23 protein-coding genes are annotated in these 25,855 nt (G+C 39.7%); 17 read left to right on the top strand and 6 right to left on the bottom strand.

What is annotated here, in order from left to right:
- From ribD to yfbR, 3 genes are read left to right on the top strand one after another with little or no spacing between them, the layout of a single operon-like run.
- On the top strand, positions 1 to 1,131 hold the full coding sequence (gene ribD / locus QQS40_RS10580) for a bifunctional diaminohydroxyphosphoribosylaminopyrimidine deaminase/5-amino-6-(5-phosphoribosylamino)uracil reductase RibD (RefSeq protein ID WP_329505231.1): 1,131 nt from the start codon (positions 1 to 3) through the stop codon (positions 1,129 to 1,131).
- 2 nt (positions 1,132 to 1,133) lie between these two features.
- The gene (degS, locus tag QQS40_RS10575) at positions 1,134 to 2,156 is read left to right on the top strand and encodes an outer membrane-stress sensor serine endopeptidase DegS (RefSeq protein WP_128787089.1); all 1,023 of its coding nucleotides are present in this window, start codon (positions 1,134 to 1,136) and stop codon (positions 2,154 to 2,156) included.
- Positions 2,157 to 2,162: 6 nt separating this feature from the next.
- Complete coding sequence (gene yfbR / locus QQS40_RS10570; protein ID WP_128787090.1) at positions 2,163 to 2,759, top strand: 5'-deoxynucleotidase; 597 nt, start codon at positions 2,163 to 2,165, stop codon at positions 2,757 to 2,759.
- 50 nt (positions 2,760 to 2,809) lie between these two features.
- On the opposite strand, the gene modE is transcribed toward yfbR, so the two are convergent.
- The gene (gene modE, locus QQS40_RS10565; protein WP_149785903.1) at positions 2,810 to 3,577 is read right to left on the bottom strand and encodes a molybdenum-dependent transcriptional regulator ModE; all 768 of its coding nucleotides are present in this window, start codon (positions 3,575 to 3,577) and stop codon (positions 2,810 to 2,812) included.
- A gap of 134 nt (positions 3,578 to 3,711) precedes the next feature.
- Here modE and modA point away from each other — a divergent pair, with 134 nt between their 5' ends.
- The 3 genes from modA (at position 3,712) to modC (ending at position 6,328) form a co-directional block, all read left to right on the top strand.
- Positions 3,712 to 4,476: a molybdate ABC transporter substrate-binding protein gene (modA, locus tag QQS40_RS10560; protein ID WP_128787091.1), complete on the top strand. Its 765-nt coding sequence runs from the start codon at positions 3,712 to 3,714 to the stop codon at positions 4,474 to 4,476.
- A 120-nt stretch (positions 4,477 to 4,596) separates the two neighbouring features.
- A complete protein-coding gene (modB, locus tag QQS40_RS10555) occupies positions 4,597 to 5,286 on the top strand; it encodes a molybdate ABC transporter permease subunit (protein ID WP_049355375.1) in 690 nt (229 codons plus the stop codon).
- Positions 5,273 to 6,328: a molybdenum ABC transporter ATP-binding protein ModC gene (modC, locus tag QQS40_RS10550; RefSeq protein WP_070592391.1), complete on the top strand. Its 1,056-nt coding sequence runs from the start codon at positions 5,273 to 5,275 to the stop codon at positions 6,326 to 6,328. Before modB ends, modC begins: the two co-directional genes overlap by 14 nt.
- Positions 6,329 to 6,387: 59 nt before the next feature.
- On the opposite strand, the gene dnaJ is transcribed toward modC, so the two are convergent.
- The 3 genes from dnaJ to dnaK all read right to left on the bottom strand — a co-directional run bounded on the left by dnaJ (position 6,388) and on the right by dnaK (position 10,127).
- A complete protein-coding gene (gene dnaJ / locus QQS40_RS10545) occupies positions 6,388 to 7,524 on the bottom strand; it encodes a molecular chaperone DnaJ (RefSeq protein ID WP_329505226.1) in 1,137 nt (378 codons plus the stop codon).
- Between the two features lie 62 nt (positions 7,525 to 7,586).
- Complete coding sequence (locus tag QQS40_RS10540; RefSeq protein WP_289902448.1) at positions 7,587 to 7,991, bottom strand: GyrI-like domain-containing protein; 405 nt, start codon at positions 7,989 to 7,991, stop codon at positions 7,587 to 7,589.
- Positions 7,992 to 8,228: 237 nt separating this feature from the next.
- On the bottom strand, positions 8,229 to 10,127 hold the full coding sequence (dnaK, locus tag QQS40_RS10535) for a molecular chaperone DnaK (RefSeq protein WP_329505222.1): 1,899 nt from the start codon (positions 10,125 to 10,127) through the stop codon (positions 8,229 to 8,231).
- 269 nt (positions 10,128 to 10,396) lie between these two features.
- On the opposite strand from dnaK, the gene QQS40_RS10530 reads away from it, so the two are divergent.
- Complete coding sequence (locus QQS40_RS10530) at positions 10,397 to 11,917, top strand: YdgA family protein (protein ID WP_329505220.1); 1,521 nt, start codon at positions 10,397 to 10,399, stop codon at positions 11,915 to 11,917.
- Between the two features lie 73 nt (positions 11,918 to 11,990).
- Here the strand turns inward: QQS40_RS10530 and mgsA are convergent, their stop codons facing one another.
- A complete protein-coding gene (gene mgsA, locus QQS40_RS10525) occupies positions 11,991 to 12,449 on the bottom strand; it encodes a methylglyoxal synthase (RefSeq protein ID WP_128787098.1) in 459 nt (152 codons plus the stop codon).
- 307 nt (positions 12,450 to 12,756) lie between these two features.
- Between mgsA and aceE the strand changes: the two genes are divergently transcribed.
- The 4 genes from aceE to QQS40_RS10505 all read left to right on the top strand — a co-directional run bounded on the left by aceE (position 12,757) and on the right by QQS40_RS10505 (position 19,639).
- Positions 12,757 to 15,423, top strand: a complete 2,667-nt coding sequence (gene aceE, locus QQS40_RS10520; protein WP_049355368.1) for a pyruvate dehydrogenase (acetyl-transferring), homodimeric type — start codon at positions 12,757 to 12,759, stop codon at positions 15,421 to 15,423.
- Between the two features lie 89 nt (positions 15,424 to 15,512).
- The gene (aceF, locus tag QQS40_RS10515; protein ID WP_329505217.1) at positions 15,513 to 17,411 is read left to right on the top strand and encodes a pyruvate dehydrogenase complex dihydrolipoyllysine-residue acetyltransferase; all 1,899 of its coding nucleotides are present in this window, start codon (positions 15,513 to 15,515) and stop codon (positions 17,409 to 17,411) included.
- A 91-nt stretch (positions 17,412 to 17,502) separates the two neighbouring features.
- Complete coding sequence (gene lpdA, locus QQS40_RS10510) at positions 17,503 to 18,927, top strand: dihydrolipoyl dehydrogenase (protein WP_049355366.1); 1,425 nt, start codon at positions 17,503 to 17,505, stop codon at positions 18,925 to 18,927.
- Positions 18,928 to 19,087: 160 nt separating this feature from the next.
- Positions 19,088 to 19,639, top strand: a complete 552-nt coding sequence (locus QQS40_RS10505) for an NlpC/P60 family protein (RefSeq protein ID WP_049355365.1) — start codon at positions 19,088 to 19,090, stop codon at positions 19,637 to 19,639.
- 74 nt (positions 19,640 to 19,713) lie between these two features.
- Here the strand turns inward: QQS40_RS10505 and QQS40_RS10500 are convergent, their stop codons facing one another.
- A complete protein-coding gene (locus QQS40_RS10500) occupies positions 19,714 to 20,163 on the bottom strand; it encodes a LexA family protein (protein WP_075875252.1) in 450 nt (149 codons plus the stop codon).
- Between the two features lie 273 nt (positions 20,164 to 20,436).
- On the opposite strand from QQS40_RS10500, the gene sstT reads away from it, so the two are divergent.
- The 6 genes from sstT to QQS40_RS10470 are packed head-to-tail and all read left to right on the top strand — an operon-like array spanning position 20,437 to position 25,853.
- Entirely contained in the window at positions 20,437 to 21,678 is a 1,242-nt protein-coding gene (gene sstT / locus QQS40_RS10495; RefSeq protein WP_049355364.1) for a serine/threonine transporter SstT, read from the top strand.
- Positions 21,679 to 21,735: 57 nt separating this feature from the next.
- Positions 21,736 to 23,184: a molybdate ABC transporter ATP-binding protein ModF gene (modF, locus tag QQS40_RS10490; RefSeq protein WP_329505212.1), complete on the top strand. Its 1,449-nt coding sequence runs from the start codon at positions 21,736 to 21,738 to the stop codon at positions 23,182 to 23,184.
- Between the two features lie 45 nt (positions 23,185 to 23,229).
- Complete coding sequence (locus tag QQS40_RS10485; protein WP_049355362.1) at positions 23,230 to 24,144, top strand: SPFH domain-containing protein; 915 nt, start codon at positions 23,230 to 23,232, stop codon at positions 24,142 to 24,144.
- 52 nt (positions 24,145 to 24,196) lie between these two features.
- The gene (locus QQS40_RS10480; protein WP_329505210.1) at positions 24,197 to 24,652 is read left to right on the top strand and encodes an NfeD family protein; all 456 of its coding nucleotides are present in this window, start codon (positions 24,197 to 24,199) and stop codon (positions 24,650 to 24,652) included.
- Positions 24,649 to 25,254 (top strand): NAD(P)H-dependent oxidoreductase, encoded by a 606-nt coding sequence (locus QQS40_RS10475; RefSeq protein WP_128787102.1) that lies wholly within the window; start codon positions 24,649 to 24,651, stop codon positions 25,252 to 25,254. Before QQS40_RS10480 ends, QQS40_RS10475 begins: the two co-directional genes overlap by 4 nt.
- Positions 25,255 to 25,277: 23 nt before the next feature.
- The gene (locus tag QQS40_RS10470) at positions 25,278 to 25,853 is read left to right on the top strand and encodes a TorD/DmsD family molecular chaperone (protein ID WP_128787103.1); all 576 of its coding nucleotides are present in this window, start codon (positions 25,278 to 25,280) and stop codon (positions 25,851 to 25,853) included.
- The last annotated feature ends 2 nt before the right edge of the window (positions 25,854 to 25,855 follow it).

Genomic DNA, 25,855 nt, shown 5'->3' with positions numbered 1-25,855 from the left:
ATGAGTGACACCTTTTCCCCTGATGACGTGAAATTTATGCAACTGGCTCTTGAGCTTGCAGCAAAAGGGCAGTACACCACTACGCCGAATCCATCCGTAGGATGTGTGTTGGTTAAAAACGGTGAAATTGTCGGGAAAGGGTTTCATTTTAAAGCCGGTCAGCCTCATGCAGAACGAGTAGCGTTGGCAGATGCCGGTGAGAAAGCGAAAGGCGCAACTGCTTATGTGACGCTTGAACCTTGTTCTCATTATGGTCGTACACCGCCTTGTGCATTAGGTTTAATTGAAGCGGGTGTCAGTCGAGTTGTCGCAGCCATGGCTGATCCTAATCCTCAAGTGGCGGGCAAGGGCTTAAAAATGTTAGCCGATGCAGGCATACCAAGTGCGGTCAATTTATTGAACGAACAAGCAGAAGCTTTAAATAAAGGTTTTCTCAAACGTATGAGAACTGGCAAGCCTTATGTACAGCTAAAATTAGCCATGAGTTTAGATGGCCGAACAGCTATGGCGAGCGGTGAAAGCAAGTGGATCACGGGTGAAGCAGCCCGTGCGGATGTACAAAAAATGCGAGCCAAAGCGACCGCACTTTTATCTACAAGTGCTACCGTGTTAGCCGATGATCCAAGCTTGAACGTGCGTTGGAATCAATTCCCCGACGATCTAAAAGCGGAATATGCTGAAGATACTGTGCGTCAGCCTATTCGCATAATCTTAGATTCTAAAATTCGAGTTCAACCAAGTCATCAATTATTCCGCACCCATTCGCCAGTTTGGCTTGTGGGTTCAATTCCACGAGATATGTCTCTATTCCCTGATTTCTGTGAGCAAATGTTACTGCCAGAAAACTATGATTTCGATCTATTGATGACAGAATTAGGCAAGAGACAAGTGAATTCCATTTGGGTTGAAGTGGGCGCCAATTTAGCGGGAAGCCTGATTGAACAACATGCTGTAGATGAATTAATCATTTATGTCGCCCCGAAACTCTTGGGGGATAACGCTCGAGGATTATGCCAACTCCCGCATTTAGAAAAACTTGCGGATGCCCCATTGTGGCAATTGCAAGAATGTGAAAGAATTGGGGATGATTTAAAGCTCAGTTATTTACCTAACTTATTAATAAAAGAATAAAAATGTTTAAAAAACTTTTCCATTCCGCCCTTTGGGGGCTTGCTGCGGCAGGCGTTATTTTATTTGCCGTTCCTAAGCTCAATAACAGCAGCCTTTTCTCTGCTGATGATATTGTTTCATTCAATAGTGCAGTGAGAATTGCTTCGCCTGCTGTGGTGAACGTGTACAACCGATCTTTTTCTTCTGCCAGCATTAATGATAGCGATCAATTACAGGTAAATAACTTAGGTTCTGGCGTGATTATGACCAAAGACGGTTATATTCTTACCAATAAACACGTTATCCAAAATGCGGATCAAATTGTGGTGGCACTGCAAAACGGCAATATTTATGAAGCGAATTTAATTGGTTCGGATAATTTGACGGATCTTGCGGTATTAAAAATCAAAGCAACCAATCTTTCTACCATTCCGCAAAATAAAGAACGCCAGGTACGAGTTGGTGATATTGCTCTTGCTATTGGTAACCCGTATAACCTCGGTCAAAGTGTTTCCCAAGGGATTATCAGTGCGGTAGGGCGTAGTGCCGTAGGGGATTCTTTAGGTCGTCAAAACTTTATTCAAACAGATGCATCAATTAACCGTGGTAACTCTGGTGGCGCGTTGATTAACTCTGCGGGCGAATTAGTGGGGATCAGCACGTTAAGTATTGGTAAAACAGCCAATGAAATTGCAGAAGGGCTGAATTTTGCGATTCCAATTAGTATTGCAAATGATGTGTTATATAAAATTATTCGCGATGGACGCGTGATTCGTGGTTATTTTGGGGTGCAAAGTGAAATTACTTCTAACTCAAACGGTGGTATCGTGATTACTGGCGTGACCGCCAATAGTCCTGCCGCAAAAGCAGGTATACAAGTCGGTGATGTGATTTTGCGGTTAAATAAACAAGATAACCTCTCTATTCGTGAAATGATGCAAATTATCAGTGATACTAAACCGCATACAGAGGTCATTGTTACCGTTTCTCGCTTAGGTAAAGTAATTGATCTTCCTGTGATTATTGAAGAGTTACCGTTTAATTAAGGATGTATTGTGGAAGTTAAAACCAGCCACTTTTTTGCCTGTTTAGATCGTCTTCGCTTAATTCAGCGTTGGTCATTAATGCGCAATATTGAAAAGGAAAACTTGGCGGAGCATAGCTTGCAAGTAGCCTTTGTAGCACAAGCTTTAGCCATTATTAAAAATCACTTTTTTGATGGTAAAGTCAATCCTGAACGTATTGCAGTGATGGCGATGTATCATGATACCTCTGAAATTTTCACTGGTGATTTACCGACCCCAATTAAGTATTTCAACTCTGAAATCACGCATGCTTATAAAGATATTGAAGCAGCTGCAGAATTGCATTTAATTAGTTTGCTCCCGACTGAATTGCAAGAGAGTTTTGCTCCATATTTAGATAGTGAGCAATTTAGCCCAGAAGAAAAGCATTTAGTAAAACAAGCGGACTTGATTTGTGCGTATATTAAAGCTCAATTTGAATTAGAGCATGGTAACCATGAATTTAAAACCGCGAAAAAACGCTTAGAACATCTAATGGAACAATGGCACAGCCAAGAAATGGATTATTTTTTGCAAGTCTTTTTACCAAGTTTTGGACGCTCGATTGATGAGATTGCGTTATAAGCGCAAATAATAAAGTGCGATAAATTTTGATCGCACTTTTTGTTTGAGGATTATTTCAATGTCGCTAGAATGATCTGTTCTGGATCCACATGTAACCACACATCTTGTCCCACTTTCCAACCATCTTTGCTATGAATGCTGGCACAAAATTCAATTGAGCTGTGCTTTAATTGCACAATGGCTTCTTCGTTTTCTATTGAAAGAATTGTTGCTTGGAAAAGGTTATTTTTTTCTTCTAATGGGGTAGCACTAATTTTCACCCAAGGGGCTTTAAACATCACCATCACTTCTTTTTCAGTAATGAGTCTGAGACGCTCAGCACTGCGCATTGTGATTGAAACATGTAATGGATGAGCTAAATCCTGAATATTTACTGCAACAATGCAGCGGGAGTCAACGATATGTTGGCTTGCCACCTTACCGAAAAATTGATTACGCGCGCTACTTTGTAAGGAGAATTTTGCCGTTGCTGAAAGTAGACTGTTTAGTGGGATCGTCTCATCTTGCAGAATATGAAAAGCGTGTTCCTGTGTTTGTTCGAGCAAATCATAAAGCTGCAGTAAACGCTCGGCATAAGTGGTTAATGAAGTACCGCCCCCATTTTTTCCACCAATATTGCGTTCTAAAAGCGGTTTGGGACTGATTTTATTCATCGCCTCAAGGTGATCCCAAGCACTTTTATAGCTCACTTTCGCATTTTTAGCTGCTTGGTTGATTGAGCCACATTCTTTAATTTCTTTTAAGAGGCGAACACGTTTTGGATCAATAAATAATTCTTGATGAAGTTTGATCGTCAGTAAAATTTCAGTTTGTTTCATCATCTCCTCCTAATACACAATTCTGTTTATTTTACTTGATCTTTAAGTTTTTCTGTATGCTTATTTGAAAATTCAAGTTATAATTTACTCGTAGTATATTTTTTTATATATAGTTTCATTTATATAGGAGATAAATAATGAAATTAACTAAATTTGCAACCGCACTTTTAATTGCAGGCATGGGCGTATCTTTTGCTGCATCAGCAAAAGTGACTGTGTTTGCTGCTGCTTCAATGACTGATGCGTTACAACAAATTGCGAATCAATACCAAACTGAGAAGCCAAATAATACCGTGGTTTTCTCTTTTGCTTCTTCTTCCACCCTTGCAAAACAAGTTGAAGAAGGTGCACCTGCAGACTTATTTATTTCAGCTAGCAACAAATGGATGAAATATTTATCAGACAAAAATCTCACTGTAAAAGAAACTGAAAAAGTATTAGCAGGCAATGAATTAGTATTAATTGCGCCGGCTAAAAGTGCTGTTAATTCAGTGGATATTGCCAAAGGTGAATGGATCAAAGGCTTAAAAGACAGCTATTTATCCGTAGGTGATCCTGCGCACGTTCCTGCAGGACAATATGCAGAAGAATCATTAACCAAATTGAATTTATGGGATCAAGTTAAAGATAAATTAGCGCGTGCGAAAGACGTACGTGGTGCATTAGCCTTAGTTGAACGTGCTGAAGCCCCTTATGGTATTGTGTATAGTACCGATGCGAAAGTGAGTAAAGACGTGAAAGCAGTCGGTGTATTCCCGAAAGACAGTTATAAACCGGTTGAATATCCCGTTGCGATTTTAAAAGATCATGACAATGCGGATACCCGTGATTTCCTTAATTACTTAGAATCGAGCGCAGCGAAAAAAATATTTGTTGAATATGGTTTCTCTGTGAAATAATGAGCTAGACTTTATAAAGAAAGGACAGGCAACTGTCCTTTTTGTTATCTCTAAAGAAATTTCGACATATCGACATATACACAAGGAAATATTTTGCTCTCTTGGTTTCAATTAAGCCCGATGGAATGGGATGCGATTCACTTAAGCATGAGTGTTGCATTGAGTTCTATGCTTTGGAGTTTGCCCTTCGCAATTTTTATTGCTTGGTTAGTGGCTCGTAAGGAATTTTACGGTAAGTCTTTGATTACAGGAATTATTCATCTGCCTTTGGTATTGCCGCCAGTGGTTATCGGTTATTTATTATTAGTCGCCATGGGACGTAATGGATTTATTGGCAAGTATTTATATCAATGGTTTGGCTTATCCTTCGGCTTTAGCTGGAAAGGGGCTGTATTAGCTTCAGCGGTGGTGGCATTTCCATTGGTCGTACGAGCGATACGTCTTTCCTTAGAAAGCATTGATTTTAAATTAGAGCAAGCTGCACAGACGCTTGGCGCTTCGCCTTGGCGAGTCTTTTTTACGATTACATTGCCCCTTTCTCTACCTGGTGTATTGGCAGGTTTAGTATTAGGGTTTGCTCGCTCTTTAGGAGAGTTTGGTGCAACCATTACCTTCGTATCTAATATTGCGGGGGAAACTCAAACCATTCCTTTAGCAATGTATTCGTTTATCCAAACACCAGGCGCCGAAGCACAAACTGCACGCCTTTGTTTGTTTGCGGTGATCCTTTCATTAATTTCTTTATTGCTTTCCGAAGCATTGAGCAAACGGATGCAGAAAAAATTGGGGCAGGGCGATGCTACACATTAATGTACAACAACAATTAGGTCGCTTGACCTTACGTGCGGATCTGCAGTTGCCAACTCAAGGTGTGACGGCTATTTTTGGTTTGTCAGGTTCGGGTAAAACCTCATTGATTAACTTGGTGAGTGGTTTAACTCATCCCGATCAAGGATTTATTCGTTTAAATGACCGCACTTTGGTGGATGTGGAGAACGGTGAGAATCTCCCTGTGCATCAGCGCAAAATCGGTTATGTATTCCAAGATGCGCGTTTATTCCCGCATTACAATGTCAAAGGCAATTTACGTTATGGCATGAAGAATGTCAGCCATGAAGATTTTGACTATATCGTTCAGCTACTTGGTATTGAACCGTTGCTCAAACGCTATCCGCTTACTTTATCAGGCGGAGAAAAACAACGTGTGGCGATTGGGCGAGCCTTATTAACGGATCCTGATATTTTGCTGATGGATGAACCGCTTTCTGCTTTAGATGTGCCTCGCAAACGTGAGCTTATGCAATATTTGGAAAGCTTATCCAAAGAAATTAATGTGCCGATTTTATATGTGACGCACAGTTTGGACGAATTATTACGTTTGGCCGATCGCGTTGTGCTGATGGAAAATGGCAAAGTGAAAGCCTATGACACCTTAGAAAATGTCTGGAACAGTCCGTTATTTGCCCCTTGGAAAGGTGAATCGGAGCAGAGTAGTGTGTTGGCGTTGCCTGTCTATTTGCATAATCCAACCTATAAAATGACCGCACTTTCTTTAGGCGAACAACAGCTTTGGATTAACGAAGTGCATCATCAAGCGAATGAAAAAGTGCGCGTCTGTATTTATAGTTCCGATGTATCACTCACTCTCAGCAAGCCAGAGCAAACGAGCATTCGTAATATCTTACGTGGGCAAATAGTACAAATCGTTCCGCAAGAGAATCGCATTGACATTGCGGTGTTGGTGGAGGGGCATAAAGTTTGGGCAAGTATCAGTAAATGGGCGTTTAATGAATTGCATTTCGCTCAAGGCATGGATGTTTATGTGCAAATAAAAGCCATTTCAGTCGTATAAAGTAAAAGTGCGGTCAATTTCAAAACAGTTTTAAAATTGACCGCACTTTCTGTTTAGGTTTACTTACCTAAGTTATCAAAGAATTTCTTCACACCATCTAAAAAGCTTGAAGATTTCGGACTATGCGATTTTTGTCCTTTCAAACTTTCTTCCAGTTTTTCTAATAATTCTTTTTGTTCTTTATTTAAGTTCACCGGTGTTTCAATCACTACGCGACAAATAAGATCGCCTGCGTAGCCGCTACGAGTAGAGCTCACCCCTTTACCACGCATACGGAAGAGTTTGCCTGTTTGGGTTTCAGGAGGGATTTTGAGTTTCACTTTACCGTCTAAGGTTGGGACCTCAATTTCACCACCTAACGCAGCCATTGAGAAACTGATTGGCACTTCGCAGTAGAGGTTGTTTCCATCACGTTCGAAGATATGATGTTCTTTAACGTGAATCACCACATATAAATCGCCTGCAGGTGCACCATTTTCGCCCGCTGCACCTTCGCCGCTTAAACGTAATTGGTTGCCGGTATCCACACCTGCTGGGATCTTAACAGAAAGGTTTTTCTTCTTGTGAACACGACCTTCGCCATGGCAGCTTTTACATGGTTTTTCAATTTTCTTACCAGAACCATGACAAGTAGGACAAACGGCTTCGGTTACGAAGAAACCTTGTTGACGACGAATACGACCAGAACCATGACAGCTTGGACATGTTTCAACTTTTGAGCCTTTTTCTGCACCAGTGCCATCGCAGCTATCACAGTGAGCAAGCGTATTGATTTGGATGTCTTTGGTTGTACCTTTTACGGCTTCTTCTAACGTAATTTGGATGTCATATCGTAAATCTTCACCGCGAACTACACGCTGACGACCACGTCCGCCACCGCCAAAGATATCGCCGAACATATCACCAAAAATATCACCAAAATCAGCGCCGCTGAATCCACCACTGAAGCCACCGCCTCCCATGCCGCCTTGTTCAAAGGCTGCATGACCGTATTGATCGTAAGCAGCACGCTTTTCTTTATCGCCTAAGATTTCATAGGCTTCTTGGATTTCTTTAAATTTTTCTTCTTTGGCTTTATCACCTTTGGTTCTATCAGGGTGATATTGCATGGCGAGTTTTTTGTAAGCACGTTTAATTGCTTTTTCATCTGCGCCACGTTCAACACCAAGAACGTCGTAATAATCTTTCTTTGCCATAATGTTTCCGTATTTTTATTTGCAAATATTTTGTCATTTCTGACCGCTTACATTCGCTATTTTTAGCAATGTGGGCAAATTGAAATGTAAATATCCACTTTTCCATTTGGATAATATTTTTCAAAATCCACGTTATAAGCACGTTTTAATAAGCCTTGCTTTTCTTTATTCCAAATATGTTGCCACGTTTGAACTACTGATTTATAAGTCGTAGGGAAGATTTCATACCAAGTCAGATCTTCAATTTCAATGGTTGAAAAACTGCCTTCAGGTTTACTTTCTTGAGCAACAGCAACATCATAATAGCCCGTAAAATCCGATTCGTAATTCAGATAAACACCATAATAAGGCTCATTTTGAGGCAATTTGGTAAAATTATTCTGCCAAAGCTGTCCAATCTTTTCTGCGGGATTTTCCTTTGTGTTATGCGTACGAATTTTAGCAAGTGGATAAAGTGTAAGTGGCATAACCATTACTTAAATTTACAAAATTCTGGGTAAATTTGACCGCTTGTAACATACTCCCTTCTTTAGCAAAGAGGGGCGGGGGGAGATTTGGCAGAAGTAAATTTAGCTCATAAGAAAATTTGATATCGCTATCAAATCACCCCTCCCCCCCCCCTCTTTTCTAAAGAGGGGAACTTGTTAGATACACCAAAAGGGCGTGTTTCCACGCCCTTTGTTTATGGTAAGAAGAGCGGTGAATTATTTATTGTCTTTCACTTCTTCAAACTCAGCATCAACAACATCATCATTTGGATTGCTACTTTGAGCTTGTTGTGCATCACCTTGTGGTTGTGCAGCTTGAGCAAGTTTTTGAGCCACTTCTGCAAGTGCTTGAAGTTTAGCTTCGATTGCTGCTTTATCTTCACCTTTCGCTGCAGTTTCTAAATCGCTTAATGCGCTTTCAATTGCGGCACGATCTTCAGCTGGAACTTTGTCACCTGCTTCTTCTAATTGTTTACGTGTGCTGTGTACAAGGTGATCTGCTTGGTTTCGCGCTTGTACTAATTCTTCAAATTTACGGTCTGCTTCAGCATTTGCTTCTGCATCACGAACCATTTGTTGAATTTCTTCATCACTTAAACCCGAAGAGGCTTTGATGGTGATTTGTTGTTCTTTACCTGTACCTTTATCTTTCGCAGAAACGTGGATAATACCGTCAGCGTCGATGTCGAAGGTTACTTCAATTTGTGGCATACCGCGTGGAGCAGGGTTAATACCTTCAAGGTTGAATTGGCCTAAAGACTTATTCGCTGATGCTTGTTTACGTTCACCTTGTAACACGTGAATGGTTACTGCACTTTGGTTATCTTCTGCTGTTGAGAACACTTGTGATTTCTTAGTTGGAATCGTCGTGTTTTTCTCAATTAAGGTAGTCATTACACCACCCATGGTTTCGATACCTAAAGATAACGGTGTTACGTCTAACAATAATACATCAGTTACATCACCTGCTAATACACCACCTTGAACTGCTGCACCGATAGCAACGGCTTCATCTGGGTTCACATCTTTACGAGGTGCTTTACCGAAGAATTCTTCTACTTTTTGTTGTACTAATGGCATACGGGTTTGACCGCCCACTAGAATAACATCATCAATTTGTGATGCACTTAAACCCGCATCGTTTAATGCCACTTTTACAGGCTCAAGTGATTTCGCCACTAAATCTTCTACTAAAGATTCTAATTTAGCGCGAGTTAATTTGATGTTTAAGTGTTTAGGACCTGTTGCATCTGCAGTGATGTAAGGTAAGTTCACATCAGTTTGTTGTGCAGAAGAAAGTTCAATTTTCGCTTTTTCGCCCGCTTCTTTTAAACGTTGCATTGCAAGTGGGTCATTACGTAAATCAACGCCTTGTTCTTTTTTGAACTCATCTACTAAGTAGTTGATTACACGGTTATCGAAGTCTTCACCACCTAAGTGAGTATCACCGTTGGTTGCCAATACTTCAAAGGTTTTTTCGCCACCTACTTCATCAATTTCGATGATAGATAAGTCGAATGTACCACCACCTAAGTCATATACTGCGATAGTTTTGTTGCCTTGGCCTTTATCTAAACCGTAAGCTAATGCTGCTGCTGTTGGTTCGTTGATGATACGTTTAACTTCTAAACCAGCGATACGACCTGCATCTTTTGTCGCTTGACGTTGAGCATCGTTAAAGTATGCGGGAACAGTGATTACTGCTTCAGTTACTGGCTCACCCAAGAAATCTTCTGCAGTTTTCTTCATTTTTTTCAATACTTCTGCAGAGATTTGTGGAGGCGCAAGTTTGTCACCTTTTACATTTACCCATGCATCACCGTTGTCTGCTTTGGTGATTTCAAATGGCATAATGTCGATATCACGTTTTACTTCAGCATCGTCAAAACGACGACCGATTAAACGTTTAATTGCAAATAATGTATTTTTCGGGTTGGTCACTGCTTGGCGTTTTGCCGGTTGACCCACTAAAATTTCGTTATCATTTGTATAAGCAATAATTGACGGAGTAGTGCGATCACCTTCTGCGTTTTCAATTACGCGTGGTTTATCACCATCCATTACTGCCACACAAGAGTTTGTTGTACCTAAGTCAATACCAATAATTTTTCCCATTTTGTTACTCCTAAGTAAATTTTAAATTCGTTGTAAATCATTACGATGAATAAGATGTGGATACTTTTCCGCATTTCAAGAGGCAAGATTTAAATTTTTTCTTCCTTTTAAAGTGCGGTCATTTCCGTTCTTGTTTCACAAAATAAGTCCAGCTGAACAAAGTTCAAGGGGGAAATATAAAATTATTTTGAAAAAATAAGAAAAAATTTGTGTTTTGTGGTAAATTGTCGACAATTTTAATCATCTATTAATTTAACAAAGGAATCGAAATGAAAAAATCAGTCGTAGCATTAGGTGTGATTGTGGCTCTCGGTGCGGTAGGTGTCGGTGGGGCTTGGTTTACCGGGGAAAAAGCACAAACTGAATATTTACGCCAAATTGAATTAGCAAATAAACAAGCTCAAGCTTTAGGCTTATCTGATTCATTTAAAGTTGTTTATCAAAATAAACAGTTTGAACGCGGTTTCTTTACCTCTCAAGTAGAAGATGAAGTGGTTATTTCTTTACCTAAAGAAGGGAAAGTATTCACTATTCCCCTTTCAACGAAACTTTATCATGGACCATTCCCACTCGATCAATTAACCAAATTTAATTTCATGCCAGTAATGTTTTCAGCACAAGGTGTGATTGGTAAAAATGAAACAACCCAACCTTTATTTGATTTACTTAAATCAGATAAACCTGTTCAATATCAAGCCACTACTAGCTATAACTTATCGACAAAAGGTAAAGTTGAATTAGCGGGGGGGGAGCTAACTGATCCAGAGTCACCAAGAACTAAAGTCACTTGGTCAAATATCAATATGGGCTTTGATGTCAATAAAGATCTCGCTGGCAAATATGATATGACCTTAAATGAAGTGAGTGCTACCGTCTTGAATGAAGTGAGTGCTACCGTCTTGTCAGAAGTTATGGAGAAACACGATAGCGAAGATATACCTAAATCAATCACAATGAAAATGAAAGGCATGAAAGTCGAAGGCTCATATAATCCAACTAAGTGGGCTTACATTTATACGGGGAAAGCTACTTCTTTAGTTGACAGTTTTGAAATGGCTACGCTCGATTATGCTGGAAAAGAGAGCACTGTAGTCCAAAAGGGTTTTAAAGCAATATCTGATATTTCACTCGACGGCGATTTCGTGAGTGCTAAAAGTGAAAATACGGTAGACTCGATAGCTATTGATGGGAAGGATTTTGGAAAATTAACTTACAATAGCGAGTTAAATCATATTGAAGCAAATGCGGCTAATGCGTTAATTGAAGCACTCTTCACCGTCTTCAAATCAGTCAGTGATGATGAAAATGCTAATCAGGAAATGGTATCTGAAATTTTAAGTTCATGGGCTGAAAATCATGGTATGGCTATTTTTAATAATCAGCCTCAAATTAAACTCAACCCTATTTCAATTTCAAATAGTCAGGGTAAAGTCTCATTAGATTTAAATGTGGCGTTAGCGAAAGATCCGAAATTTGATTTAATGGCGGGGAGTTTATATAAACAATTTACGGATTTTGCGTTAAATATTCACGTAGATAAAGAAATGGTTGAAAAAAATCTTGCACAATTTGTACCAGAAGAAGAGAGAGCTTTGATTAAAGCACAAATTGAAGAGCAAGCTAAACAAGCGGCAGCACAAAATATTGTGGTAAATAATGATAAAAATGTGACGCTTAACTTAGTGCTTGAAAAGGGCGAACTTAAACTTAATGGTCAAGTGATTCCAGAAGAGCAAGTTCAAGGCGTGTTATTTATGTTAATGATGGGTGCAGCAGCGCAAGGTCAGTAATTAATGATTAAATAATGAGAAAGGAGATAAAGTGATTTATCTCCTTTTTTATTTGGTCGGGATTATTTGATTTTTAATCTAAACGCGCCTTTAAATACCCGTCATAATCGGGGATATCAATATTGATTTCTTGATCAAATAAGCTTGATGTTAACAGAAAATCGGCTGTACTTTGATTGATCGCAATGGGAATATTCCAAACGGTTGCAATACGTATTAAGGCTTTTACATCAGGATCATGGGGGGCCGCATTCATCGGATCCCAAAAGAAAATCATCATATCAATCTTTTTCTCAGCAATCAGTCCGCCAAGTTGTTGATCTCCACCCATAGGGCCACTCAATAGCGAAGTTATTTTTAGTCCTGTTTCTTTCGATAAAAGATGGCCTGTCGTGCCCGTTGCATAGAGCTGATGATGGGTGAGCACGGATTTATGTTTTTGAACCCAAGTAAGTAAATTTTGCTTACAACTATCATGAGCTACTAAGGCTATATGCTTATAGGAAAAGATTCGGCGAGTAGTGGTGTTCATTATTTTTCCTTGGACTAAATGAAAAATCTTTATTGACGCTTTAAATTAATCTTAGTCAGCGCTATCATATTAATAGGCAATAAGTATCAGAATTGTACTAAAATAATCGTACGATTGACAATCTGCATAAAAATAATACGGGTAAATGCACCAGTATAATGAAAATTTACTATCTTTATTATAAAAAATCTTATAAAATTTACAACATTTGTTAAATGTTTGTAACATGGATGCAAGCTTAATTTTCATTTTCGCGTTTGGTTATGAACCAAATTTTATTTTCACTCAGTAAAAATAAGGAAAGACTATGTCAGATACCTTAGTAAACGATATTGACCCAATTGAAACGCAGGATTGGCTGTCAGCAGTTGATTCATTGATTCGTGCAGAAGGCGTAGAGCGTGCGCATTACATTATGAATCAAGTAATTGAACAGGCTCGTAACGGTGGTGTGAATATTGCTAAAGGTGGATTTACTACCCCTTATGTCAATACAATCCCCGCTTCTGAGCAACCTGTATATCCAGGTGATAAAACGATTGAGCGTCGTATTCGTAGTGCTGTTCGTTGGAATGCTATCATGGCGGTATTGCGTGGACAGAAAAAAGATCTTGAATTAGGTGGCCACATTTCAACTTACCAATCTGCAGCAAGCATGTATGAAGTTTGTTTTAACCACTTCTTTAAAGCGGCGACAGATAAGAATGGCGGTGACTTAGTCTTCTTCCAAGGCCACGCAGCGCCAGGTATGTATGCTCGTGCATTTGTTGAAGGTCGTATTACTGAAGAACAAATGAATAATTTCCGTCAGGAATGTGAACCAGGTAAAGGCCTTTCTTCTTACCCACACCCGAAATTAATGCCTGAATTCTGGCAATTCTCTACGGTATCTATGGGACTAGGTCCAGTGAATGCTATCCGTTCTGCTCGTTTCTTAAAATATTTAGATAATCGTGGTTTAAAAGACACTAAAGATCAAAAAGTGTATGCTTTCCTTGGTGACGGTGAGATGGATGAAATCGAAGCAAAAGGTGATTTAACATTCGCAGCACGTGAAGGCTTAGATAACTTAATCTTCGTTGTAAGCTGTAACTTGCAACGTTTAGATGGTCCAGTAACGGGTAATGGCAAAATCGTTCAAGAATTAGAAGGTTTATTTGCTGGTGCGGGTTGGGAAGTGATCAAAGTCATGTGGGGTAGTGGCTGGGATAAATTATTTGCAAAAGATACTAGCGGCAAATTAACCCAATTAATGATGGAAGTGCTTGATGGTGACTATTTAACCTTCAAATCTAAGAATGGTGCATATGTTCGTGAACACTTCTTCGGTCGTTATCCAGAAACTGCTGCATTAGTGGCTGATATGACAGATGATGAAATCTGGGCATTAAGACGTGGTGGTCACGATTCAGAAAAACTTTATGCCGCATTCCATAAAGCGCAAACTGCAGGTAAACCTGTTGTGATCTTAGCGCACATGGTTAAAGGTTATAAAATTCCTGAAGCAGAAAGTAAAAACACTGCGCACCAATCTAAAAAAATGTCGATTGAGAGTTTAAAATCTTTCCGCGACCATTTCCAATTAGATATTAAAGATGAAGATATTCCTAACTATCCGTACATCACATTCCCAGAAGGTTCGGAAGAGTACAATTATCTTCACGGCAGACGTAAAGCGTTAAACGGTTACTTACCAAAACGTTTACCAAAATTTACGACCGAATTTAAAGTGCCAGCATTGGAAGAGTTTGCGCCATTATTGGAAGAGCAAGCGCGTCCAATTTCAACTACAATGGCATTTGTACGTTTCTTAAATACCTTATTGAAAGATAAAAATATTGGTAAACAAATTGTGCCAATTGTTGCTGATGAAGCGCGTACTTTCGGTATGGAAGGTTTATTCCGTCAAATCGGAATTTACAACCCGCATGGTCAAAACTATGTGCCTTCTGACCGTGAGTTAGTCGCTTACTACCGTGAAGCGAAAGATGGTCAAGTATTACAAGAAGGTATCAATGAATTAGGTGCGGCATCATCTTGGTTAGCGGCAGCGAACTCATACTCTGTAAATAATCTTCCGATGATTCCATTCTTTATCTACTACTCAATGTTTGGTTTCCAACGTGTGGGTGACTTAATGTGGGCAGCGGGTGACCAATTAGCTCGCGGTTTCATGATCGGTGGTACTTCTGGCCGTACAACATTAAATGGTGAAGGTTTGCAACACGAAGATGGTCACAGCCATATTCAATCTCTGGTTATTCCTAACTGTGTGTCTTATGACCCCGCTTACGTTTATGAAGTGGCCGTTATCCTACAAGACGGTATCAACCGTATGTACGGTGAAAAACAAGAAGATGTGTTCTATTACATCACCACATTAAACGAAACTTACGAACAACCAGCAATGCCAAAAGGCGCAGAAGAAGGTATTCGTAAAGGTCTTTATAAATTTGAAACCGTTGAAGCGAAAGGCAACAAAGGTCATGTTCAATTATTAGGTTCCGGTGCTATCTTCCGTCACGTTCGTGAAGCGGCACAAATCCTTGCAAATGAATATGGCGTAAGCTCTGACGTGTATAGCGCACCTTCATTCACAGAGGTGGCGCGTGAAGGTGCAGATGCCGTACGTTGGAATATGCTACACCCAACTGAAAAACCACGTGTTCCTTACATTGCTCAAGTAATGAATGATGCACCAGCAGTTGCGGCTACTGACTACATGAAGTTGTTCGCAGAACAAGTTCGTGCCTTCATTCCAGCACAAAGCTATCACGTATTAGGTACTGACGGTTTCGGTCGTTCAGATAGCCGTGAAAACTTACGTGAACACTTCGAAGTGGATGCGCGTTATGTTGTGGTTGCAGCATTGCATGAGCTTGCAAAACAAGGCAAATTTGATGCGAAAGTGGTCGCTGATGCAATCGCAAAATTTGGTTTAAAAACTGAAATTTTAAATCCACTTTACGCTTAATAAAGAATATCCTGTGTGTGAAAGCACACAGGATCATCTACAAATAAAGTGCGGTTAATTTTAACTGCGTTTTTTAAAGGTAAGATAACATGTCAAAACAAATTCAAATTCCTGATATCGGTAGTGATGAAGTTACCGTAACAGAAGTGATGGTGAAAGTAGGTGATACCATTACAGCTGATCAAAGTATTATCAATGTTGAAGGTGATAAAGCTTCAATGGAAGTACCAGCACCAGAAGCTGGTGTAGTAAAAGAAGTATTAGTAAAAGTGGGTGATAAAGTCACAACTGGCACCCCAATGCTTGTTTTAGAGTCAGCGGATGCGGCAGCGCCTGCTCCAGCTGCAGCAGCATCTGCGCCGGCAGCCGCACCAGCAGCTGCAAGTGTAGTTGAAGTGAATGTACCAGATATCGGTTCAGACGAAGTAAACGTGACTGATATTATGGTGAAAGTAGGCGATACCGTTGAAGTAGACCAATCAATCATCAATGTTGAAGGTGATAAAGCCTCAATGGAAGTGCCTGCTCCGGTTGCTGGCGTAGTAAAAGAAATTTTAATCAACGTGGGCGATAAAGTTGTTACTGGTAAATTAATCATGAAATTTGAAGTAGCGGGTGCAGCACCAGCCGCAGCGCCTGCTCAACAAGCTTCAGCGCCTGCAGCAGCACCAACAGCTTCAGCCATTAAAGAAGTGAATGTACCAGATATCGGTGGCGATGAAGTTAATGTAACTGAAATCATGGTTGCAGTTGGTGACAGCGTTTCTGAAGACCAATCTTTAATTACCGTTGAAGGTGATAAAGCCTCAATGGAAGTGCCAGCTCCGTTTGCGGGTGTGGTAAAAGAAATTTTAGTGAAATCAGGTGATAAAGTTTCAACTGGTTCATTAATTATGAAATTTGAAGTGGCAGGCGCAGCACCCGCTCCTGCAGCAGATCTGGCAGCGGCAGCTCCTGCGCCTCAAGCAGCATCTGCAGCAGCGCCGGCAGCACAATCAGGTAATGTATCTGGTTTAAGCCAAGAACAAGTTGTCGCAAGCGCAGGCTATGCACACGCAACACCGGTGATTCGTCGCTTAGCGCGTGAATACGGTATTAACCTTGATCGCGTAAAAGGTACGGGTCGTAAAGGTCGTGTTGTGAAAGAAGATATTCAAGCTTACGTGAAAACTGCTGTTAAAGCGTTTGAAACAGGCACTGTATCTTCTGCAGCTGCGGGTAATGGTGTGGCAAATGGTGCGGGCTTAGGTTTATTACCATGGCCGAAAGTTGACTTCAGCAAATTTGGTGAAGTAGAAGAAGTTGAATTAAGCCGTATCAACAAAATCTCCGGAGCGAACTTACATCGTAACTGGGTAATGATTCCACATGTTACTCACTTCGATCGCACAGATATCACCGATTTAGAAGCATTCCGTAAAGAACAGAACAAAATTGTTGAAAAACAAAAATTGGATGTGAAAATTACACCTGTTGTGTTCATTATGAAAGCGGTAGCAAAAGCATTAGAAGCGTTCCCACGTTTCAATAGCTCGATCTCTGAAGACGGACAAAAATTAACACTTAAAAAATACATCAATATTGGCGTAGCGGTAGATACACCAAACGGTCTTGTTGTACCTGTATTTAAAAACGTGAACAAAAAAGGTATTATCGAACTCTCTCGTGAATTAATGGAAATCTCCAAAAAAGCACGTGACGGTAAACTTTCAGGTTCTGATATGCAAGGTGGTTGTTTCACCATTTCAAGCTTAGGTGGTATTGGTACAACTCACTTTACACCAATCGTAAATGCACCTGAAGTAGCTATTTTAGGTGTGTCTAAATCAGAAATGCAACCGGTATGGAATGGTAAAGAATTTGAGCCACGCTTAATGCTTCCATTATCATTATCTTTCGACCACCGTGTGATCGATGGTGCTGATGGTGCTCGTTTCTTAAGCTATATCAATGGCGTATTAGCTGACTTACGTCGCTTAGTGATGTAATTAACGCAGTAAGATGTGAGTGATTAGGCTCACATCTTACAGAAAGGATCGCAAGTGCGGTCAAAAATTTGAACGTTTTTACGAGGTAAAAATGAGTAAAGAAATTAAAACCCAAGTTGTGGTACTTGGTGCTGGTCCAGCAGGTTATTCAGCGGCATTCCGTTGTGCGGACTTAGGTTTAGAAACAGTACTTGTTGAACGTTATTCAACATTAGGTGGGGTATGTTTAAACGTAGGTTGTATCCCTTCTAAAGCATTACTTCACGTAGCGAAAGTAATTGAAGAAGCAAAACACGCAAACAAAAACGGCGTGTATTTCGCCGAGCCTCGCATTGATTTAGATGAAGTGCGCGCAGGTAAAGAAGCGGTTGTGGCGAAATTAACAGGCGGTCTTGCAGGCATGGCTAAACAACGTAAAGTAACCGTTGTTGAAGGTTTAGCGGCGTTTACCGATCCACATACATTAGTGGCACGTGATCGTGATGGTAAACCAACCACAATTAAATTTGATAATGCGATTATCGCAGCGGGTTCTCGTCCAATTCAATTACCATTCATTCCACATGAAGATCCACGCGTTTGGGATTCAACGGATGCACTTAAATTAAAAGAAGTACCGAAAAAACTTTTAATCATGGGCGGTGGTATCATCGGTTTAGAGATGGGTACTGTATATGATGCATTAGGTTCTGAAGTTGAAGTGGTTGAAATGTTTGACCAAGTAATTCCTGCGGCAGATAAAGATGTGGTGGGTATTTATACCAAACAAGTTGAGAAAAAATTCAAGTTAATGCTTGAAACTAAAGTGACTGCAGTTGAAGCAAAAGATGATGGTATCTATGTTTCAATGGAAGGTAAAGCATGCAACGACACTAAACGTTATGATGCAGTATTAGTCGCAATCGGTCGTACGCCAAACGGTAAATTGATTGATGCAGGTAAAGCAGGCGTTGAAGTGGATGAGCGTGGTTTCATTCATGTTGATAAACAAATGCGTACCAATGTGCCTCACATCTTTGCAATCGGTGATATCGTTGGTCAACCAATGTTAGCTCACAAAGGTGTGCACGAAGGTCATGTTGCGGCAGAAGTGATTGCAGGACAAAAACATTACTTTGATCCAAAAGTCATTCCTTCTATTGCTTATACTGAACCAGAAGTGGCTTGGGTGGGTAAAACTGAGAAAGAATGTAAACAAGAAGGTTTAAACTACGAAGTGGCTAAATTCCCTTGGGCAGCTTCTGGTCGTGCGATTGCTTCAGAATGTGCTGAAGGTATGACTAAATTAATCTTCGATAAAGATACTCACCGTATACTTGGTGGGGCTATCGTAGGTTCTAACGGTGGTGAATTATTAGGTGAAATCGGTCTTGCGATTGAAATGGGTTGTGATGCAGAAGATATCGCATTAACTATCCATGCTCACCCAACACTTCATGAATCTATAGGTCTTGCAGCTGAAGTATTTGAAGGTTCAATTACCGATCTTCCAAATGCAAAAGCGAAGAAAAAATAATCAATTCTAATCTTTTTAAGGGCGGCTCATTGAGCCGCCCTTATTTTTTTGAGATCTCACTCACAAAATTGCATAAAAATTCAATAAAGACTGGCGAGCATAATGACTTTTTGGTAGAATCCACCCAGTTTTTTTTATATTTTTTTATTATTTGAAAGCGATGTTAAAGAAGATTTTGATTATTGTAGGGTTGGCTGTATTAACAACAGCCTGTTCTAACGGTCCTAGGCATGCCCATAATGGTGTAATTACAGAGACTGATGATGTGGAGCTAACAGGGTTAATTGCTGGTTTAGATGGAAAAAAAGGTGGACTTCACCCTAAATTAAGAACAAACCGTCCTAAATCTGGTTTAATTGGTGATAAAGCACTTGATCAAGTTTATGACGAATGGGTGGGAACACGTTATAGAATGGGAGGAACTACAAAACGTGGTATTGATTGCTCTGCATTTATGCAAACAGCTTTCCTTGATGCTTACGGTATGGAACTGCCACGTTCAACTTCAGAACAGCGTTATTTAGGTCGTCAAATCCAAAAAAATGAATTGCGTAAAGGCGATTTAGTATTCTTCCGTCGAAATAACCATGTAGGTGTTTATATTGGTAACAACCAATTTATGCATGCAAGTTCAAGCCAAGGTGTAACAATTAGTTCATTAGATGAAGATTACTGGGCAAGAACCTACACACAATCTCGTCGTGTGATGTAATGACAATTTTGTTTCAACAAAAAAGTGCGGTTAATTTTAACCGCATTTTTTCTTTACGTAGATCATTTATTGGCTTAAGCCGCAAATTTCATTAAGTCTCTTCTTGGTTTCATTTGATGGATGGTATTCGTTACCGTGCCAACTAATGGAAGGTTTGTCCATTGTGTTGTTTTAATATTTTCCACTTTAGAATCTAATGCCATGAATACAAATTCATTACCGCTTACGCCGGCAAATTCATAAATATGGAATTCATCTTGTTTTTCTAATACTACAAGATCACCAATGAAAAGGCTGTCATTTTTTTCAACCACTAACATATCGCCCATTTCAATTCCCCAAGCAAGCATATTCGGATTGGTAACACGAATGAAGCAAGTTTGTTGTGGACGTTTTATGCAATAAAGGTTGAGATCTAATTTTTTATTAAATGTCGATTTACTTTCAACATCATTGAAAAATGGCATAGGATGATAAGAAAACGTCATATCATTTTGTGCAACTGTATTTGCGTAGTTCATCATCTTGTGTTCCTTTTAGTTAGTGTATTTTTAATCATTGGTTGTTTATACAGGTGCAATATACTGTAGTTAAATACAGTATGTCAATAGGGCATAGAAAAAATTTTTTTATAGGCGGAAATTTTAGAAAAAATTCATTCCAATCTTAAAAAGTTCAATTTTTTAACAAAATAATAAAGAAAAAATTTTCTTTTAAACAAAATTTAAGCTATCTTTACTCTGTTTCGGTGGATCGTAACGATCTGAGGTTCAACTTAATCTTCATTTAAAACTATTATGAATACATCACGTTTATTTCATTTTTTGTTTCAAGGTAATTTGGTAAAACGAATTGCTATTGGTTTGGTACTCGGGATCCTTGTTGCGTTGGTGAATGAGAATGTAAAAAATTCAGCAGGTATAGATCTTGCATCTAGCTTTGGTGTGTTAGGTCAAATTTTTGTGAAAGCATTGCGTGCAGTTGCACCAATTTTGATTTTCTTCCTTGTTATGGCTGCACTGGCTAATAAGAAAGTGGGTTCTAAAAGCAATATGAAAGAAATTGTCGTGCTTTATCTTGTGGGAACTTTCTTAGCCGCTGTTGCTGCGGTAGTGGCAAGTATGGCATTCCCATCAGATGTAGCGCTTGCGGTAAAAGAAGATGCGAGCTCTGCGCCTCAATCTATTGGCCAAGTGATGCTTGCTTTAGTATTGAACGTGGTTGATAACCCATTAAATGCAATTTTCAAAGCAAACTTTATCGGTGTTTTAGCGTGGTCTATCGGTTTAGGTTTAGCCCTTCGTCATGCATCAGATGCAACAAAACAAGTGGTGGCTGATTTTGCAGAAGGCATTTCTAAAATTGTTCACGTGATTATTTCATTTGCACCTTTCGGTGTATTCGGTTTAGTAGCTGAAACATTATCTGACAAAGGCTTATCTGCGTTAGGTGGATATGTTCATTTATTATTCGTGTTAATTGGTACAATGTTATTTACAGCCTTTGTACTTAACCCCATTCTCGTTTATTGGAAAATTCGTCGTAATCCATATCCATTAGTGTGGACTTGTGTACGCGAAAGTGGTGTAACTGCATTCTTTACGCGTAGTTCTGCAGCAAACATTCCTGTAAACATTGAATTAGCAAAACGCTTAAATCTTGATGAAGAAACCTATTCTGTGGCGATTCCATTGGGTGCAAATATCAATATGGCGGGGGCGGCAATTACCATTACTGTATTAACGCTAGCAGCTGTTCATACATTAGGTATCGAAGTCTCTTTCATTAGTGCGCTGTTATTAAGTATTGTTGCTGCGCTTTGTGCGTGTGGAGCGTCTGGTGTGGCAGGTGGTTCATTATTGTTAATCCCATTAGCTTGTAGCTTATTCGGTATTAATGATGACATTGCAGCTCAAATGATCGGTGTCGGTTTTGTTATCGGTATCTTACAAGACTCAACAGAAACTGCACTTAACTCTTCAACTGATGTACTATTTACTGCGGCAGTATGTATCGAAGAAGAGCGTAAAAACGGTTAATTAAATTCATCTAACAAGGCGGGCAATTGCTCGCCTTTTGTTTTTAAGGGAAAGAGAATGACACTTTTAATTCAGCAAGCAAAATTTGAACTTCATCAAAAACAGGCCTTAAACTTACCGCACTTTGCGATTGAGCCACAGCAATATTGGGTTGTGGTGGGGAGCAATGGGAGTGGGAAATCGGCGTTTGCTTTAGCCTTGCAAAATGAGTTGCCTTTACAGGAAGGGGAGTACCATAATTCCTTTAAACGTGTTCACTTCTTTTCTTTTGAAAAACAACGAGAAATTCTTGAAGCGACATTAAAGAACTTAAATAACGATGATACCGATCCCGATTTTTTTGGTCAAACAGCAAGAGAAACCATTTTAAATGGTAGTACGGCGCTTACTTTTTGTGAACAAATTGCAGAAAAATTAGGAATTACTTATCTCTTAGATCGTTTCTTTATCAAACTTTCTACTGGGGAAACGCGTAAAGTGTTATTGGTACAAGCGTTATTACAAAAGCCTGATTTGTTGATTTTAGATGAGCCTTTTGAAGGGCTAGATCAACAATCTGTGCAAGATTGGATGACGATGTTAAACGAACTGAAAAAAGAATGTGCAATTGTTCTAATTGTTAATCGTTTGGCCGATATTCCTGCTGAAGCGACTCATTTAGCCATGTTGGAAAATTTAGAGTTAGTATTAGAAGGTGAACGCCAATTCATTGAGCAACAAAGTATTTATCAACAATTAGTTTATGCGGAACAGTCTGTTGATGTAGCTTTGCCTGAGCCAGCCTCACCATTACTAAAATTGCCTGAAAACCAACCGCACTTTGAGCTTAAAAATGTCACGGTCCAGTATGGCGATAAAGTCATTTTGGAGCAGTTAAACTGGGTTGTTCAGCCAAATCAAAATTGGTGGATTAAAGGACCTAATGGCGCAGGAAAGTCTACGTTACTTTCGTTAATTACAGGTGATCATCCTCAAGCATTTGCGAATCATGTAGTGATCTTTGGTAAACAACGTGGATCAGGTGAAACCATTTGGGATATTAAACAAAAAATTGGCTACGTAAGCAGCCAACTGCATTTAGATTATCGTGTGAATTGTTCCGTGCTAGATGTCATTATTTCAGGCTTTTTTGATAGTATTGGGATTTATCAACAAGTGCCAGAGGCAATTCGTTTAAAAGCCATGCAGTGGTTAGCTCGTTTAAATCTGACTCATTTAGCCAAAAAGCCATTTCGTTCACTTTCTTGGGGACAGCAACGTTTATTGCTCATTACTCGTGCGATGGTGAAATATCCACCTGTTTTGATTTTAGATGAACCTTTTCAAGGGCTTGATGGATTAAATCGCAAGCTCGTAAAAAATTTTATTGAGCAACTGGTCAATAATAGTAAAACCCAACTTTTATTTGTCTCTCATCAAGATTTAGATGCCCCGAATTGCATTACGCATCTTTTTGAATTTATAAGAGAAAACGATAAATATATTTATATACAAAGTGCGGTCTAATTTGATAGACTTTTCTTATATTTCCTCATCATTAAGGAGCAATCTATGGAAGGCTTATCTATTGCCGCAATCGTCTTTATTGTATTAGCCGTTGTTGTGCTATTTTCGGCACTTAAAACCGTACCGCAAGGTTACAACTGGACGATTGAGCGTTTTGGGCGTTATACCCACACCTTAATGCCGGGCTTGAACTTTGTGGTGCCGTTTGTGGATCGTGTTGGTCGTAAGATCAATATGATGGAACAGGTATTAGATATTCCCTCACAAGAAGTTATTTCTAAGGATAACGCGAACGTATCCATTGATGCGGTTTGTTTTGTACAGGTGATTGATGCTCGCAGTGCAGCTTATGAAGTAAATCATTTGGAACAAGCAATTATCAATTTAACCATGACCAACATTCGTACTGTATTAGGTTCGATGGAGTTGGATGAAATGCTTTCTCAACGTGATTCCATTAATGGCCGTTTATTGGCAATTGTGGATGAAGCGACCAATCCTTGGGGGATTAAAGTCACCCGTATTGAAATTCGTGATGTGCGTCCACCACGTGAATTGATTGATTCCATGAATGCACAAATGAAAGCGGAACGTAATAAACGTGCGGAAGTGTTGGAAGCGGAAGGTATTCGTCAGGCGGAAATTTTACGTGCCGAAGGGGAAAAACAAGCCCGAATTCTGAAAGCGGAAGGGGAGCGTCAAGAAGCTTTCTTACAAGCAGAAGCGCGTGAACGTGCGGCAGAAGCGGAAGCGAAAGCAACTCAAATGGTGTCAGAAGCGATTGCTAGCGGTGATACCAAAGCAATCAATTACTTCATCGCACAAAAATATACAGAAGCCTTAAAACAAATCGGTGGTTCACCGAATAGCAAAGTGGTTATGATGCCGCTTGAAGCCGGCAATTTAATCGGCTCGGTAGCGGGCATTGCCGAACTGTTAAAAGGCGACAAAAAAGCATAATTTCCTAAAGTGCGGTTAAAAATGACCGCACTTTTTCTCTCAAGGAGTTGATATGGCAGGTTGGTTGACAACTTGGTCGGTGTGGCATTGGTTAGTATTAGGTTTTGTATTATTAATCGCTGAAACCCTCGTACCTGGCGTATTTTTATTGTGGTGGGGCTTGGCCGCGATTGTGGCTGCTGGCGTGATGGCGTTGGTGCCAAGTTTATCCTTAACCGCTTTAGCCGTTTTTTATGCGATTTTAGCGATTATTCTCTCGCTGCTTTGGTGGAAATACCAACATAGCAAAGATAATCAGGATCAATCACGTACAACCTTAAATCAACGAGATCATACTTTGTTAGGTAAAAAAGGCACGGTATTAGAAATCGGTTCTAACGGGATTGGTCGTGGTGCCTTTGGCGATACCACATGGCGTATTCAAGGCGAGCATTTAACAGTGAACGATCTTGTGGTAGTAGAACGCGTTGATGGCATCACATTGTTAGTGAAAAAGGTCACAGAATGAATCATTTAATTATTTTTGCACATCCCAATAGCCAAAAAAGTTTTGGTCGCGCCATCGTGGATCGCATTGTAAAAGCAAGCCAACAGCTTGGTGTTGAAACCCATTTGCGCGATCTTTACACCATGGAATTTAATCCGATTATTTCCTTTGAAGAATTACAATCGGCCAATAAAGGGATTATTCCGGTAGAAATTCAGCAAGAGCATGAGTTTATTCGCCAAGCAGATTTGATTACGATGGTTTATCCTTTATGGTGGATGGGTTTTCCTGCAATGCTAAAAGGCTATTTGGATCGTGTATTAAGCCATGGTTTTGCTTATAAAACAGAAAATGGTGAATCCAAAGGTCTGCTTCAAGGTAAAGTGATGCAACAATTTATCACTATAGGGAGTAGCGTAGCAAAATATCAAGAATACGGCGTGGATAAATCTCTTAATCATTGTTTGATCAATGGTTTATTTAATTATTGCGGTATCGAGAATGTGGATTACACTTTATTCGGTGATATTCATATTATCGATGATGTTGCTCGCCAAGCGATGCTTGACGAAGCCGCCGAAAAAACAACGGCAAAATTGACCGCACTTTTAGCTCAATCGTGAGCACAATCATAGGAAAGCAACAGATGTCAGAAACTCAAGTGAATAATTTTTCTTTAATAAGCCGTCTATTTGGCAATTTATTTTATCGCAGCCCTACAGATCCAATTTTGAGTGGGGTATTTGATTGGCTGCAGCAACAAGGTTTAAGTCAAGTGTGGGCACTTTCTACGGATAAAGAAAGCAAAGCGGCCATTGATAATTTACAAATGAAAATTGATTTAACGTTGCTTGATCAAGAATATCAAAAATTGTTTGGTCCAAACGGTAACGTACCAACGGCTATTTCAAGTTATGATATGGATGTGCAACGTTTTGTGGATTTTCGTCATGCGCGTAATGTGCCTGAAGCAGAGAATGTTGATCATTTCGCCTTGTTATTGCTTACGGCTTCTTGGTTAGAAGACAACACGGAATCGCTATCTGCTCAACAAGATTTATTCGGTGATTTCTTATTACCTTGTGCAGCGAAATTCTTAACCCAAGTAGAAACTTATGCAACGCTTCCTTTCTATCGCTCATTGGCATATTTAACCCGTGAAATTCTTGCGGCAATGGCTGATGAGTTAGAGGAAGGTGAGTCGTTTTCATCAATAGAATAGAT

Origin of the sequence: Haemophilus parainfluenzae, from assembly GCF_036288925.1 — a bacterium.
Lineage (GTDB): Bacteria > Pseudomonadota > Gammaproteobacteria > Enterobacterales > Pasteurellaceae > Haemophilus_D.
This window is presented reverse-complemented; position numbering and strand designations above follow the sequence as displayed.

What these genes read in the sequence shown, in the direction of transcription:
- QQS40_RS10470 (WP_128787103.1), top strand. Translation starts at nt 25,278, where the DNA reads ATGTCAGAAACTCAAGTGAATAATTTTTCTTTAATAAGCCGTCTATTT.
- QQS40_RS10530 (WP_329505220.1), top strand. Translation starts at nt 10,397, where the DNA reads ATGAAAAAATCAGTCGTAGCATTAGGTGTGATTGTGGCTCTCGGTGCG.
- QQS40_RS10540 (WP_289902448.1), bottom strand. Translation starts at nt 7,991, where the DNA reads ATGCCACTTACACTTTATCCACTTGCTAAAATTCGTACGCATAACACA.
- degS (WP_128787089.1), top strand. Translation starts at nt 1,134, where the DNA reads ATGTTTAAAAAACTTTTCCATTCCGCCCTTTGGGGGCTTGCTGCGGCA.
- modF (WP_329505212.1), top strand. Translation starts at nt 21,736, where the DNA reads ATGACACTTTTAATTCAGCAAGCAAAATTTGAACTTCATCAAAAACAG.
- modC (WP_070592391.1), top strand. Translation starts at nt 5,273, where the DNA reads ATGCTACACATTAATGTACAACAACAATTAGGTCGCTTGACCTTACGT.
- ribD (WP_329505231.1), top strand. Translation starts at nt 1, where the DNA reads ATGAGTGACACCTTTTCCCCTGATGACGTGAAATTTATGCAACTGGCT.
- sstT (WP_049355364.1), top strand. Translation starts at nt 20,437, where the DNA reads ATGAATACATCACGTTTATTTCATTTTTTGTTTCAAGGTAATTTGGTA.
- modE (WP_149785903.1), bottom strand. Translation starts at nt 3,577, where the DNA reads ATGAAACAAACTGAAATTTTACTGACGATCAAACTTCATCAAGAATTA.
- QQS40_RS10475 (WP_128787102.1), top strand. Translation starts at nt 24,649, where the DNA reads ATGAATCATTTAATTATTTTTGCACATCCCAATAGCCAAAAAAGTTTT.
- QQS40_RS10480 (WP_329505210.1), top strand. Translation starts at nt 24,197, where the DNA reads ATGGCAGGTTGGTTGACAACTTGGTCGGTGTGGCATTGGTTAGTATTA.
- dnaK (WP_329505222.1), bottom strand. Translation starts at nt 10,127, where the DNA reads ATGGGAAAAATTATTGGTATTGACTTAGGTACAACAAACTCTTGTGTG.
- dnaJ (WP_329505226.1), bottom strand. Translation starts at nt 7,524, where the DNA reads ATGGCAAAGAAAGATTATTACGACGTTCTTGGTGTTGAACGTGGCGCA.
- QQS40_RS10500 (WP_075875252.1), bottom strand. Translation starts at nt 20,163, where the DNA reads ATGATGAACTACGCAAATACAGTTGCACAAAATGATATGACGTTTTCT.
- modB (WP_049355375.1), top strand. Translation starts at nt 4,597, where the DNA reads ATGGAATGGGATGCGATTCACTTAAGCATGAGTGTTGCATTGAGTTCT.
- lpdA (WP_049355366.1), top strand. Translation starts at nt 17,503, where the DNA reads ATGAGTAAAGAAATTAAAACCCAAGTTGTGGTACTTGGTGCTGGTCCA.
- QQS40_RS10485 (WP_049355362.1), top strand. Translation starts at nt 23,230, where the DNA reads ATGGAAGGCTTATCTATTGCCGCAATCGTCTTTATTGTATTAGCCGTT.
- aceF (WP_329505217.1), top strand. Translation starts at nt 15,513, where the DNA reads ATGTCAAAACAAATTCAAATTCCTGATATCGGTAGTGATGAAGTTACC.
- aceE (WP_049355368.1), top strand. Translation starts at nt 12,757, where the DNA reads ATGTCAGATACCTTAGTAAACGATATTGACCCAATTGAAACGCAGGAT.
- QQS40_RS10505 (WP_049355365.1), top strand. Translation starts at nt 19,088, where the DNA reads ATGTTAAAGAAGATTTTGATTATTGTAGGGTTGGCTGTATTAACAACA.
- mgsA (WP_128787098.1), bottom strand. Translation starts at nt 12,449, where the DNA reads ATGAACACCACTACTCGCCGAATCTTTTCCTATAAGCATATAGCCTTA.